Below are 12,240 nucleotides of genomic sequence, written 5' to 3'. Positions count from 1 at the left end.
CTCGTCAATTGGTTTGCGCCGCGTCGCGGACCGGCGTGATCTTGTCGCCGTCGCGCACATAGGCTCCGGCCTTGGCGACGACTTCGTCGCCGCTCTGAAGGCCGCTGACAATCTGGATATAGGGGCCGTCCTGGATGCCGGTCGTCACCTTCACCTGCTTCACCGTGTCGTTCTCGATCTTGCGGGCGGTGGTTTCGCCATCGCTGCCGGTGAGGATGGCGGTTAGCGGCAGGGCGAGCGCGTCGGCGGTGTCGATGACGACGGTGGCGCTGCCATACATACCGGCGCGCGCCTTGCCGCTGTCGTCAAGCGCGATGTGCACCGTGCCGAGACGGGTCACGGGATCGATGGTGGGGGAAATCAGGCGAACGCTGCCGGGCAGGACGTCGCGGCTGCCGGCAAGCGCGATCGTCGCCTTCTGGCCGGTCTTGATCCTCAGGATATCGCCTTCGGCGACATCGGCAACCAGTTCCAGCGCCCCGTCCTCGATGACGGTGAACAGCGGCTCGCCGGCGCCGCTGGCGATGGCGCCGACCTTGGCGTTCTTGGCGGCGACGATGCCGGAGACGGGCGTCTTGACGGCGGTGCGGGCGAGCTTCAACTCGGTATCGGCGATCTGACTGTCGACGACCTTGATGTCGGCCTGACCGACGGTGACCGCCTGGCGGGCGGCTTGCAGCCGCGCCTCGGCCACGTCGGCGGCGGCGACCGCCTGCTCGACCTGCGAGGTGCTGGCCGTACCGTTCTTGCCAAGGCGGACCAGGCGGTCGCGCTGGCTGACGGCGTCCTTGAGATTGGCTTCGGCCTCGATCACCTGGGCGCGATACTGGGCAACGCCGGCTTCGGCCTTGGCCTTGTTGGCCTCGAACTGGCTCTTCTGCAGCAGCAAGGCGTCGTCATTCAGCACGGCGAGCGTGCTGCCCGCCTCGACCCGGTCGCCGACATCGACGTTCAGGGCGCGGATCGACAGGCCATCAACCATCGGCTGGATATAGACTTCGTCGACGGCGCGGATCGTGCCGGTGGTCACCGCCTTATCGGTGAGCGAACGCGTCGTGGTCGGCGTCACCACGATCGCCGGATGCGCTTGCATCGCCGGCTTGGCCGGCGTTTCCTCTGCCAGAACCGGCAGGCTTGTTGCCACCATCAACGCGGCGACCGCAGCCATAGTCAACGAACCGAAGCGGATCATCGTCTCAAAACCCCTGCAAAAAGATACTCGGCACCCAGTTGCGCGTGCGCGTCGCGCCAGCCGGGTGCTTCCATGGATCGGGCAGCGATTTTTCAGATCGGCGGGTCCGCTTCTGACCGGTTCCCGCTTCCAGGCGTTCTTCAACGCTCCCACTCCGCGTCTAGATGGGGACGGCCTGGACCACCCGCAAGCGCAGAATTGCAAATACTGCCGTTCGGCAAGTGTTCTACTTGGTGGCGCTGCACAAATCAACGGTTTTTGCGTGATCCGGCCATCAAGGGATTCGATGAATTTTCGCTAAGTTATTGAAAAGTAAAAACGCGCGATGGAAGCCATCGCGCGTTTTCATTAGATATGTGACGAAATTGCCATATCGTCACTTCAGTGCGGCGTCGGTGATCTCATGTGTCCAGGCGCCGCTGGGCTCCTTGGTGATGACCGGATCGGAGCCGCCGCCGAGCAGCGTCTTGACGGTGCGGGTATAGTCGGCCTCGTCAAGCGCGCCGTTGGAGCCGGCGGTCAGCTTGGCGACTTCGGCCATCATGCGCTTCTGGTGCTTTTCGGTCTGGGCGCCGCTGGCGTCGTTTTCGAGGACGATTTCGGCGGCCTCGTCGGTATGCTCCTCGGCATATTTCCAGCCCTTCATCGAAGCGCGGACGAACTTGACCATCTTTTCCTTGAAGGCCGGATCCTTCAGCTTGTCTTCAAGCACGTAGAGGCCGTCTTCCAGGGTCGCCACGCCTTCCTTCTCGTACTGGAAGGTGATCAGGTCGTCCGGCTTGATGCCGGCATCGATGACCTGCCAGTATTCGTTATAGGTCATGGTCGAAATGCAGGCGGCCTGCTTCTGCAAGAGCGGATCGACGTTGAAGCCCTGTTTCAGCACGGTCACGCCATCGGCGCCGCCCGTGGTCGGGATTTTCAGATGCGCCATCCACGACAGGAATGGATATTCGTTGCCGAAGAACCAGACGCCGAGCGTCTTGCCCTTGAAGTCTTCCGGCGTCTTGACGCCGCTCTCCTTGAGACAGGTGAGCATCATGCCCGAGGACTTGTAGGGCTGGGCGATGTTGACGAGCGGCACGCCCTTTTCGCGGGTAGCGAGCGCGGACGGCATCCAGTCGACGATCACATCGGCGCCGCCGCCGGCCAGAACCTGGGGCGGGGCGATATCCGGGCCGCCCGGCTTGATGTCGACATCGAGGCCTTCCTCCTCGTAGAAGCCCTTGTCCTTGGCGACGTAATAGCCGCCGAACTGGGCCTGGGTCACCCATTTCAGTTGCAGCGTCACCTTGTCGGCCGCCATGGCCTGCGCGGCGGACAGCGACATGACGCTTCCCAGAAGCAGCGATATTATTTTTTTCTGCATGTCTGTTCCCTCTCGTTATGCCTGTCCACCACGGACAGACGGATGCCAGAATGTCACGGCCCGCTCGAAGAGCGCGACCACACCATAAAAGGCCGAGCCGGCGACCGCGGCGACCGCGATTTCCGCCCAGACCATGTCGACATTGCTCCGCCCCACCTCGGTGGAGATGCGGAAACCCATGCCGACGATGGGCGTTCCGAAGAATTCCGCCACGATCGCCCCGATCAGCGCCAGCGTCGAATTGATCTTCAATGCATTGAAGATGAAAGGACCGGCGGCTGGCAAGCGCAATTTGGTGAGCGTCTGCCACCAGCTCGCGGCATAGGTGTGCATCAGGTCGCGCTCCATGGCGCTTGCGGAGGCCAGGCCCTGCACGGTGTTCACCAGCATGGGGAAGAAGGTCATGATGACCACGACCGCGACCTTCGACTGCCAGTCGAAGCCGAACCACATGACCATGATCGGCGCAACGCCGACAATTGGCAGCGCCGAGACGAAATTGCCGATCGGCAGCAGGCCCTTCTGCAGGAAGGGCGAGCGGTCGATGAGGATGGCGACGACGAAGCCGAGGCCGCAGCCGGCGACATAACCGGTGATCACCGACTTGAGGAAGGTCTGGCTGAAATCGGCCCACAGCGTCGGCAGCGAATTGATCAGCCGCGCCCAGATCATGCTCGGCGCAGGCAGCAGGATCGACGGAACCTGAAAGCCGCGCACGAAGCCTTCCCAGAGGATGAGGATGGTGACGCCGAACAGGACGGGCACGAAGATGCGCGCCGCCCGGTCCATGGCGGGCGACCGGAAACGCTGGCGCACCAGCCATTCGTTGAAGGCCCAGGCGGCGATCCAGAAGGCCAGCGCTGCGAGGATGGGCAGGTTCATGGCCGCGCTCCCATGCGTTTGAGGACTTGCGTATGCGCCATGCCGACAATGCCGACCAGGATGGCGGCAAGGCCGGCCGCCATGAACAGCGCCGCCCAGATCTGGATCGTCTGGCCGTAATAGGAGCCGGAGAGCAGGCGCGCGCCAAGGCCTGCGACCGCCCCGGTCGGCAACTCGCCGACGATGGCCCCGACCAGCGAGATGGCGATGGCGATCTTCAGCGAGGTGAACAGATAGGGCATCGAGGCCGGCCAGCGCAGCTTCCAGAACACCTGCGCGCCGCTGGCATTATAGGTTCGCATCAGGTCGAGATGGATCTGCTCCGGGCTGCGCAACCCCTTCACCATGCCGACGACAATGGGGAAGAAGGAGAGATAGGTGGAGATCAGCGCCTTGGGCAGCAGGCCGGTGATGCCGATCGAATTCAGCACGACGATGATCATCGGCGCGATGGCGAGGATGGGGATCGTCTGCGAGGCGATGACCCAGGGCATCAGCGAGCGGTCCATGGCGCGGTTATGGACGATGCCGACCGCCAGCACGATGCCGAGCACCGTGCCGATGGCAAAGCCGAGCAAGGTTGCCGAGAGCGTGATCCAGGCATGGTAGACGAGGCTGCGCTTGGAGGTGATCGGCTTGTCGATGGTGGTGTCCCAGAGTTCGGCGACGACCTGGTGCGGCGCGGGCAGAACCGGGCGCTCCTGCGCGAAGGTTTTGGGCAGCACTTCCATGAAGCTGGTGGGCATTCCTGCGCGCGCCGCCTGGTCGTATTCGAAGGGGGCGTTGAGGATGACGACGAAGACATGCCAGACGATCAGGATCGCCAGGACGACGGTGAGGATCGGCAGGACGTGATCCTTGAAGAAACCGGTGCGCGCCATGCTCACACCTTTCCTGTGCCGGGGAACATCATCAGCGCCATCGCCACGACGCCGGTGGCGACCCCGAGCAATTGTAGCGTCGGCAAACGCTCGCCGAAGACGCTGACGGCGATGAAGTTGATCAGCAGCAACTGCACCACGGCGGATATGGAGATCGCCAGCGCCAGTCCGCCCTCGCGCATCAGCCGGATCATCATCAGGTTGCCGATGCAATAGAGGCCGAGCGACAGGACGAGGAACAGGACGTTGCTCGTGGCGATATAAGTGCGCGAGGCGGTGGCGGCCGTGAGGAACGCGGCCGTCGAGGCGCAGAGCCAGAGAAGGAAGGGCAGGCTCATGCGTGGCTCCTTCCCGTGTTTGTCAGCGAAACGCGCGAGCCGGTTTTCCCGAGAAAGACCCACGAGAAAAAATGGCGCGGACAGTGGACGCTCTCAATCCTCATGGATATGCCCCGCATGCAGGCCTTCGCGGACGCGATGGGCGATTTCCAGGAATTCCGGCGTGTCGCGGATGCCGAGCGGCCGGTCCTTGGGCAGCGTGGATTCGATCACATCCGTCACCCGCCCCGGGCGCGGCGACATGACGACGATCCTGGTCGAGAGATAGACGGCCTCGGGAATCGAGTGGGTGACGAAACAGATGGTCTTCCGGGTCGCCGCCCAGAGTTTCAGCAGTTGCTCGTTGAGATGGTCACGGACGATTTCGTCGAGCGCGCCGAAGGGTTCGTCCATCAACAGCAGGTCGGCATCGAAGGCGAGCGCGCGGGCGATGGAGGCACGCTGCTGCATGCCGCCGGAAAGCTGCCACGGATATTTCTTGCCGAAGCCGGAAAGGTTGACCAGCGCCAGCGTCCGTTCGACGCGCTCTTTCTTCTCGGCGCTGGAAAAACCCATGATCTCCAGCGGCAGAGCGATGTTCTTCTCGATGGTGCGCCAGGGATAAAGGGCTGCGGCCTGGAAGACATAACCGTAGGCGCGTGCCTTGCGCGCCTGTTCCGGCGTCATGCCGTTAACGGAGATGCGGCCAGACGTCGGCTGTTCGAGATCGGCGATGATGCGCAGGAAGGTCGTCTTGCCGCAGCCGGAGGGGCCGATGAACGAGACGAAATCGCCCTTGCGGATGTCGAGCGAGACGCCGGTCAGCGCCGTCACCGGCCCGTCATTGGTCTGGAAGGTGAGCCCCAGCTCCTCGGCGCGCACGACGGTTTCATTGGATAGTGGCATGGTTCCCCGATATGGTTCTTGTAACGCGGCCAGGCCTGCGCGTGATTGTCCTTGAGAACCTGTCAGGTCACCCTGAACCTGACAGACTCTGAATTTCTTTGTTTCCGTTTGCCTTTTCGAGAAAACCGGTTTCCACTTTTCCCTGACAAACTCCTGGAGAGATTATCGATGTCGTCATCCCCCGATTCCGAGTGCAAGCTGATCCGCCCGGCCGCGCCCTATGACGGCAAGCAGGGCTTTTCCTATCTGGAAGGCATTTCCGCCGAGTCCTGCGGCGCCAAGGGCATTGCGATGATGCTGCTTACCGTGCCGCCCGGCGGCCGCGCAAAGGCGCATCTGCACGAGGCCCATGAAACCGCGGTTTTCGTGCTCTCCGGCGAAGTCGAGACCTTTTACGGCCATAACCTCGAACACCGAATCATTACCAGGGCGGGCGACATGTTCTACATTCCCGCCGGCATGCCGCATCTGCCGGTCAACCGTTCGACGACACAGCCCTGCAGCGCCGTCATTGCCCGCACCGATCCGCGCGAGCAGGAAAGCGTCGTCCTGCTGCCGGATCTGGAAAGCCGCGCGGATTAGCGGAGTTCGTCGCCAGACCCTTCTCATTTGCATCGCTTGTAAGGTCCGTAGGACGAGCCGTCGCCCATCGTCACCTTGACGGCGTCCTTGCCTGTCCTGATGACCTTGCCGGCAATGTCGCCGCCGCTATCCTCGCCTTCTGCCTGGCAGGAGAAGGTGACGTCAGTTGTGTCGCCGCGCGTCTTGCCGATCTTCTTGATCTCGCAGGCGGCGACGGACGTGGTCAGTGCTTCCTTCGTCAGCAGGAAAAAGTCGTCTGCGCCGGATGAATCGCCGGTGCGGGCGTAGATGCAGCCTTCCTTGTTTCCGTAATTGCCGTCGAGCGGCCCGCCTGCGGCCTGCGCCAATGTGGGCGCCGCCATCAGAACCAGAAGTGCGAGAGGGCGGCGCATCATGATCAAACTCCGCTGGCCGGGATGCCGCTGCGCTCGACCTTGCGCGGCGCCGTCAGTTCCTTCCAGGTCGACAGGGCCTTGTTGACCGCCTGGAACGGCTCGCGCTTGACGAACTTGCCGTGGCCTTCCTGGGTCTTGACCGCGCCTTCCTCGATGGCGAGCGCGCCGCGCGTCAGCGTGAAGCGCGGCAGGCCAGTCACCTGCTTGCCCTCGAAGACGTTGTAGTCGATCGCCGATTGCTGCGCCTTGGCCGAGATGGTCTTGGAACGCTTCGGATCCCAGACGACGATATCGGCATCGGCGCCGACGAGGATCGCGCCCTTCTTCGGATAGACGTTGAGGATCTTGGCGATGTTGGTCGAGGTCACCGCCACGAATTCGTTCATGGTGATGCGGCCGGTGGCGACGCCGTAGGTCCAGAGCATCGGCATGCGGTCTTCGAGGCCGCCGGTGCCGTTGGGAATCTTGCGGAAATCGCCGACGCCATAGCGTTTCTGGTCAGTGGTGAAGGCGCAATGGTCGGTCGCCACCACCTGCAGCGAACCGGAGGCAAGGCCGGCCCAGAGGCTGTCCTGATGCTGCTTGTTGCGGAAGGGCGGGCTCATGACGCGCCGCGCCGCGTGGTCCCAGTCCTTGTCGAAATATTCACCCTCGTCGAGCGTCAGGTGCTGGATCAGTGGCTCGCCATAGACCCGCATGCCGTTCTGGCGGGCGCGGCGGATGGCTTCGTGGGATTGTTCGCAGGAGGTGTGGACGACATAGAGCGGCACGCCGGCCATGTCGGCGATGATGATGGCGCGGTTGGTCGCCTCGCCCTCGACCGACGGCGGGCGCGAATAGGCATGTCCCTCAGGGCCGTTATTGCCTTCGTCCATCAGCTTCTGCTGCATGGCGGCGACGACGTCGCCGTTCTCGGCATGGACGAGCGGCAGGGCGCCGAGTTCGGCGCAACGCTGGAACGAGGCGAACATCTCGTCGTCGTTGACCATGAGCGCGCCCTTATAGGCCATGAAATGCTTGAAGGTGTTGATGCCGTGGTCCTGCACCACCGTCTTCATGTCGTTGAAGACCTGCTCGCCCCACCAGGTCACCGACATGTGAAAGGAGTAGTCGCAATTGGCGCGGGTCGACTTGTTGTCCCAGCGCCTCAGCGCGTCGAGCAGCGACTGGCCGGGATCGGGCAGACAGAAATCCACCACCATGGTCGTGCCGCCGGCAAGGCCGGCGCGGGTGCCGCTTTCGAAATCGTCGGCGGAATAGGTGCCCATGAAGGGCATTTCCAAGTGTACATGCGGATCGATGCCGCCCGGCATGACATAACAGCCGGTGGCGTCCAGCACCTCGTCGCCAGAAAGGTTCGGCCCGATCTCGACGATCTTCTCGCCCTCGATCTTGACATCCGCCTTGTAGGTCAGATCGGCGGTGACGATGGTTCCGCCCTTGATGACTTTGCTCATATCCGCTGTTCCCTTTTTCGAATTATGCGGCCGGGCAGATCAACGCATGTCATGCGGCAGCGTTCCTGCCTCTTCAATCTTGTCCTATTGCGATGCCGCGCCACATGTGTCCGGTGACACAGATGCGGATCGGTCACCCCGCGATCTCCGCCGTTTCCAGCACGGCGCGCAGCAGGACATCGGCGCCGGCCGAGGCCCATTCCTTGGAAATATCCTCCGCCTCGTTGTGCGACAGGCCGCCGACGCAGGGGCACATGATCATCACGGTCGGCGCCACCCTGGCGGTCCAGCAGGCGTCGTGGCCGGCGCCGGAGATGATGTCCATGTGGCTGTAGCCAAGATCGTCGGCCGCCTTGCGCACCGAGGCCACCAGCTTCGGATCGAAGGTCACCGGATCGAAATGGCCGACCGCCTCCACCGAACAGCCGACGCCGAGCTTTTCGCAGATTGCGGCTGCTTCCTTTTCGATGCGGGCGCGCATGGCGTCGAGCTTTGCCTGGTCGGGCGAGCGGATATCGACGGTGAACACAACCTTGCCCGGCAGCACATTGCGGGAATTGGGCGAGAAGAACACCTGGCCGACGCCACCGACGCAGCCCGGCTGGTTGTCCATCGCCACCGTCTGCACCGCTTCCAGAATGCGGCCCATGGCAAGGCCGGCATTGACGCGCATTGTCATCGGCGTCGAGCCGGTATGGGCTTCGCGGCCGGTGAGCGTGAATTCCAGCCACCACAGGCCCTGGCCATGGGTGACGACGCCGATCTGCTTGTCCTCGGCTTCGAGGATCGGGCCCTGCTCGATGTGATATTCGAAATAGGCATGCATCTTGCGCGCGCCGACTTCCTCGTCGCCGAGCCAGCCGATGCGCTGCAGTTCGTCGCCAAACGTCTTGCCGTCGGGATCCTTGCGCTCATAGGCATATTCGAGCGTATGCACGCCGGCGAAGACGCCGGAGGCGACCATGGCGGGGGCGAAGCGGGCGCCTTCCTCGTTGGTCCAGTTGGTGACGACGATCGGATGCTTGGTCTCGATGCCGAGATCGTTGAGGCTGCGCACCACTTCGAGGCCGGCGAGCACGCCCAGCACGCCGTCGAACTTGCCGCCGGTCGGCTGGGTGTCGAGATGGCTGCCGATATAGACGGGCAGGGCATCGGGATCGGCGCCGGGGCGGGTGGCGAACATGGTGCCCATCTTGTCGACGCCCATGGTCAGCCCGGCCGCATCGCACCAGGACTTGAACAGATCGCGGCCCTGTTTGTCGACATCGGTCAGGGTCTGGCGGTTGTTGCCGCCGGCGACGCCCGGGCCGATTTTGGCCATGTCCATCAGGCTGTCCCAGAGACGGTCGCCGTTTACGCGCAGGTTTTCACCCGGTGCTGCCACCATGTCATCATCCTCACCAGTTTGCCGCAAGCCGCCGGCCATTGTTGCGCCGTTGTCGGATGCGAATGTCGGCGGCATCTTTTCTGCCGCCCAGACCCCAATCGATATTGCCTTTACCAGCCTTTCGGCGATAATTTGACCGAATGGTAAATTACAACTTCTCCAGCAGCACTCAAGACGGAAAAGATAAAATTCATCGACAAAATGACGGGCAGTTGCACATTATTTCGTCAATGCCGTCCTGCGAGCAAAGCTGACTGAAAAGGTTGAATTTCAAACGGAAACAGGCAGCCCATGGCTATCCCGAGAGCAGCGAAAACGCAACGGCGCACCCGCATTCAGGAAGAGAAAGAAGAACAGATTCTCGAGGCGGCGCTGGAGGTGTTTTCACAGCACGGGTTCCGCGGCGCCACCATCGACCAGATCGCCGATGTCGCCGGCATGTCCAAGCCGAACCTGCTCTATTATTTCCGCACCAAGGACGCCATGCATCGGGCGTTGATCGACCGGGTGCTCGATACCTGGCTCGACCCCTTGCGCGCCTTCGACGCCAACGGCCATCCGCATCAGGAAATCCGCAGCTATATCCGCCGCAAACTGGAGCTGGCGCGGGATTTTCCGCGCGAAAGCCGGCTGTTCGCCAATGAGGTGCTGCAGGGCGCTCCCCATATCGAGGACGAGCTGAAGGGGCCGCTGAAAAGCCTGGTCGACGAAAAGGCCGAGGTGATTCGCGCCTGGGCCGATTCCGGCAAGATCGCCAAATGCGATCCCTACCACCTGATCTTCGCCATCTGGTCGACGACCCAGCATTATGCCGACTTCGACGTGCAGGTGCGCGCCGTGCTCGGCCAGGATCAGGCCGGCGAGGGGCGTTTCGAGGATGCAGCGCGTTTCCTCGAAAGCATGTTCGTCAAGGGGCTCGAAATCCACGAATAGGCCGCGCGGCCTTGCGTGTTTCCGCCGTCGCCCGCCCGGTCTGCGCTTCGGCCAGCAGCCCGTCGAGCTCCGACATATCGTGGACGATCAGCGTTTCCAGCGTGCCGGAGCGGCCGCGGATGGAAATGTCGTGGGTCTCGCAATCCGCTTTCGCAAGGCCCGCGAAGCGCAACACGTCGGCCGAGACCGCGAGCTGCGCATCGTATTCCTTGGCGAAACCTTCGAGGCGACTGGCGGCATTGATCGTATCGCCGACCGCCGTCAGCGACGAGGCGCGGCCATAGCCGAGCTGGCCGATGATCGCCGTGCCGGCATGCATGCCCATGGCGATGCGCAAGGGTTTTTCCAGCTCGGTGGTGACGCCGCGGTTCAGCCCCTCGATGCCGCGGGCGATGCGCGAGGCGGCGTTGAGCGCCTGCAGGCTGGCTTCCTCAATGCCGTTCTTCAGGCCGAACAGCGCCAGGGCGCCATCGCCGATGAACTTGTCGATGACGCCGCCCGAGGCCTCCACCGCCTCGCCGACCGTCTCGAAATAGCGGTTGAGCAAGAAGACGGTATCGAAGGGAAGGCGCTGCTGGGCAATCAGGGTGAAATCGCGCAGGTCGCAGAACAGCACGGCGATGCGCCGTTCGCGCCCGGCCGCTTCCTGCACGCTCGGCTGGACCTTGACGCCGACATTCTCGGCGCCCAGCACCGGGGCGATGGTGAGGTCATGGGTCATGCGCAGCTGGCAGGCGAGACGGACATTGTCGGGGGCGTGGATACGGGCGAGGGTCGCCTGTTCCGTTTCATTCGGCGGTGGCTGTTCCGCTAGCCCCTCGGTCACCCGCACGCGGCAGGTGGAACAGCGCCCGCGCCCGCCACAGGTCGAAAGATGCGGGATGCCGGCGGCGCGGCTCGCCTCCAGAACGCTGTAACCGCGCGGCACCGCGACGGTGCGGTCGGGATAGGTAACCTTCACCTTGCCGCGCACCGGCACGAGGCGGGCGACCAGCGTCGCGCCGATGCCGCCCCAGAGGACGCCGAGGATGGCAAGGCGGATGGCATTCAGCGTTTCGGCATCGCTGCGCGGCGGCTTGAACCACATGTCGGAGGCCGGCGGCAGCGAGCGGGCGCCGGCGGCGAAGCCGAGCAACGCCAGAAGCGGCACCAGCAGGGCGAAGGAATAGAGAAACAGCGCATAGCGCGGATACCAGTCGCGGGCGCGTATCCAGAACCAGAAACCGAGGCAGCCATGGAACCAGGCGAGCAGCAGTGCCACCGACTGCCGGGTCGCGAAGGCGGGATCGGCCCACATCTTCGGCAGGACATCGTAATAGCCGTCGCCGCTGCCGGTCAGTACCCATTCGATGCGGGTGCCGATGACATGGTTGACGAGCAGGAACGGGAATGTGAGGCCGAACAGAATTTTCAGCGCCTCGCGTAGCGGCATGCGCAACGTCCGGCGGCGATAGAGGCTTTCCAGCGCCAGCAGGAAATGGGTCAGCAGCGAGCCGTAGAGCAGGACGGTGCCCGGGGCACTGCGCCAGAGGAGATTGAAGACCGTTCGCGCTTGCTCCATCGCGTCGACGGAGATCAGGCCCAGCGCATGATTGAGAAAATGCGTCAGCAGGAACAGGCCGAGGCAGAGCCCGGTCACCAGATGCAGGCGCTTGCGTGTGCGCGAGGAAAGAACCTTCAAGCGGACATTCCCGTTGGCGGCGTAGGCGGCTTTTGCCGTCCTGTTCCTTATCCGCGACTTCGCGTTTGCGGGCAACGCACGTTTTGGAGACGATGTGTTTATCGGTGGGGCACCGCTGCACAGGCCGGCGGCTGTAACGTGAACGCACCGTCCATGGCACGCCGGTGCCGTACACCTCCTTCTCCCCTCGGGGGAGAAGGAGGCACGAAGGGCCGGATGAGGGGGCGGCGAAGCCGAATGCCTCATCGATAATGTGCC

General features: G+C 63.3%; 12 protein-coding genes. 2 read left to right on the top strand and 10 right to left on the bottom strand.

From position 1 onward, the window contains the following. Positions 1 to 4 precede the first annotated feature (4 nt). The 6 genes from P7F60_RS07620 to P7F60_RS07595 form a co-directional block, all read right to left on the bottom strand. On the bottom strand, positions 5 to 1,192 hold the full coding sequence (locus P7F60_RS07620; protein ID WP_277917104.1) for an efflux RND transporter periplasmic adaptor subunit: 1,188 nt from the start codon (positions 1,190 to 1,192) through the stop codon (positions 5 to 7). Between the two features lie 376 nt (positions 1,193 to 1,568). Then, positions 1,569 to 2,561, bottom strand: coding sequence for an ABC transporter substrate-binding protein (locus tag P7F60_RS07615; RefSeq protein WP_277917103.1), 993 nt, complete (start codon positions 2,559 to 2,561; stop codon positions 1,569 to 1,571). A 15-nt stretch (positions 2,562 to 2,576) separates the two neighbouring features. After that, positions 2,577 to 3,443, bottom strand: coding sequence for an ABC transporter permease (locus P7F60_RS07610; protein WP_277917102.1), 867 nt, complete (start codon positions 3,441 to 3,443; stop codon positions 2,577 to 2,579). Then, entirely contained in the window at positions 3,440 to 4,324 is an 885-nt protein-coding gene (locus P7F60_RS07605) for an ABC transporter permease (protein WP_277917101.1), read from the bottom strand. The genes P7F60_RS07610 and P7F60_RS07605 overlap by 4 nt, the downstream gene beginning before the upstream one ends. 2 nt (positions 4,325 to 4,326) lie before the next feature. Beyond that, a complete protein-coding gene (locus tag P7F60_RS07600) occupies positions 4,327 to 4,662 on the bottom strand; it encodes a hypothetical protein (RefSeq protein WP_277917100.1) in 336 nt (111 codons plus the stop codon). Positions 4,663 to 4,755: 93 nt separating this feature from the next. After that, complete coding sequence (locus P7F60_RS07595; RefSeq protein ID WP_277917099.1) at positions 4,756 to 5,547, bottom strand: ABC transporter ATP-binding protein; 792 nt, start codon at positions 5,545 to 5,547, stop codon at positions 4,756 to 4,758. Between the two features lie 168 nt (positions 5,548 to 5,715). On the opposite strand from P7F60_RS07595, the gene P7F60_RS07590 reads away from it, so the two are divergent. Then, positions 5,716 to 6,129 (top strand): cupin domain-containing protein, encoded by a 414-nt coding sequence (locus tag P7F60_RS07590; protein WP_277917098.1) that lies wholly within the window; start codon positions 5,716 to 5,718, stop codon positions 6,127 to 6,129. 23 nt (positions 6,130 to 6,152) lie between these two features. On the opposite strand, the gene P7F60_RS07585 is transcribed toward P7F60_RS07590, so the two are convergent. From P7F60_RS07585 to P7F60_RS07575, 3 genes are all read right to left on the bottom strand, one after another. Next, on the bottom strand, positions 6,153 to 6,524 hold the full coding sequence (locus tag P7F60_RS07585; RefSeq protein WP_277917097.1) for a hypothetical protein: 372 nt from the start codon (positions 6,522 to 6,524) through the stop codon (positions 6,153 to 6,155). A 2-nt stretch (positions 6,525 to 6,526) separates the two neighbouring features. Beyond that, positions 6,527 to 7,981, bottom strand: coding sequence for a dihydropyrimidinase (gene hydA / locus P7F60_RS07580; protein WP_277917096.1), 1,455 nt, complete (start codon positions 7,979 to 7,981; stop codon positions 6,527 to 6,529). A 133-nt stretch (positions 7,982 to 8,114) separates the two neighbouring features. Further along, the gene (locus P7F60_RS07575; protein WP_277917095.1) at positions 8,115 to 9,368 is read right to left on the bottom strand and encodes a Zn-dependent hydrolase; all 1,254 of its coding nucleotides are present in this window, start codon (positions 9,366 to 9,368) and stop codon (positions 8,115 to 8,117) included. A gap of 291 nt (positions 9,369 to 9,659) precedes the next feature. Here P7F60_RS07575 and P7F60_RS07570 point away from each other — a divergent pair, with 291 nt between their 5' ends. Then, positions 9,660 to 10,301, top strand: a complete 642-nt coding sequence (locus P7F60_RS07570) for a TetR family transcriptional regulator C-terminal domain-containing protein (RefSeq protein WP_277917094.1) — start codon at positions 9,660 to 9,662, stop codon at positions 10,299 to 10,301. On the opposite strand, the gene P7F60_RS07565 is transcribed toward P7F60_RS07570, so the two are convergent. Then, positions 10,276 to 11,982, bottom strand: coding sequence for an adenylate/guanylate cyclase domain-containing protein (locus P7F60_RS07565; protein WP_277917093.1), 1,707 nt, complete (start codon positions 11,980 to 11,982; stop codon positions 10,276 to 10,278). The two genes, P7F60_RS07570 and P7F60_RS07565, sit on opposite strands and share 26 nt — an antisense overlap. Between the last annotated feature and the right edge of the window lie 258 nt (positions 11,983 to 12,240).

This window comes from Rhizobium sp. YJ-22, from assembly GCF_029601685.1.
Classification (GTDB): Bacteria; Pseudomonadota; Alphaproteobacteria; order Rhizobiales; family Rhizobiaceae; genus Metarhizobium.
The sequence above is the reverse complement of the archived record's forward strand: the minus strand, read 5'-3'. Positions and strand labels throughout refer to the sequence as shown.

Coding starts and splice junctions, on each gene's coding strand:
- P7F60_RS07620 (WP_277917104.1), bottom strand. CDS start 1,192: ATGATCCGCTTCGGTTCGTTGACTATGGCTGCGGTCGCCGCGTTGATG.
- P7F60_RS07615 (WP_277917103.1), bottom strand. CDS start 2,561: ATGCAGAAAAAAATAATATCGCTGCTTCTGGGAAGCGTCATGTCGCTG.
- P7F60_RS07610 (WP_277917102.1), bottom strand. CDS start 3,443: ATGAACCTGCCCATCCTCGCAGCGCTGGCCTTCTGGATCGCCGCCTGG.
- P7F60_RS07605 (WP_277917101.1), bottom strand. CDS start 4,324: ATGGCGCGCACCGGTTTCTTCAAGGATCACGTCCTGCCGATCCTCACC.
- P7F60_RS07600 (WP_277917100.1), bottom strand. CDS start 4,662: ATGAGCCTGCCCTTCCTTCTCTGGCTCTGCGCCTCGACGGCCGCGTTC.
- P7F60_RS07595 (WP_277917099.1), bottom strand. CDS start 5,547: ATGCCACTATCCAATGAAACCGTCGTGCGCGCCGAGGAGCTGGGGCTC.
- P7F60_RS07590 (WP_277917098.1), top strand. CDS start 5,716: ATGTCGTCATCCCCCGATTCCGAGTGCAAGCTGATCCGCCCGGCCGCG.
- P7F60_RS07585 (WP_277917097.1), bottom strand. CDS start 6,524: ATGATGCGCCGCCCTCTCGCACTTCTGGTTCTGATGGCGGCGCCCACA.
- hydA (WP_277917096.1), bottom strand. CDS start 7,981: ATGAGCAAAGTCATCAAGGGCGGAACCATCGTCACCGCCGATCTGACC.
- P7F60_RS07575 (WP_277917095.1), bottom strand. CDS start 9,368: ATGGTGGCAGCACCGGGTGAAAACCTGCGCGTAAACGGCGACCGTCTC.
- P7F60_RS07570 (WP_277917094.1), top strand. CDS start 9,660: ATGGCTATCCCGAGAGCAGCGAAAACGCAACGGCGCACCCGCATTCAG.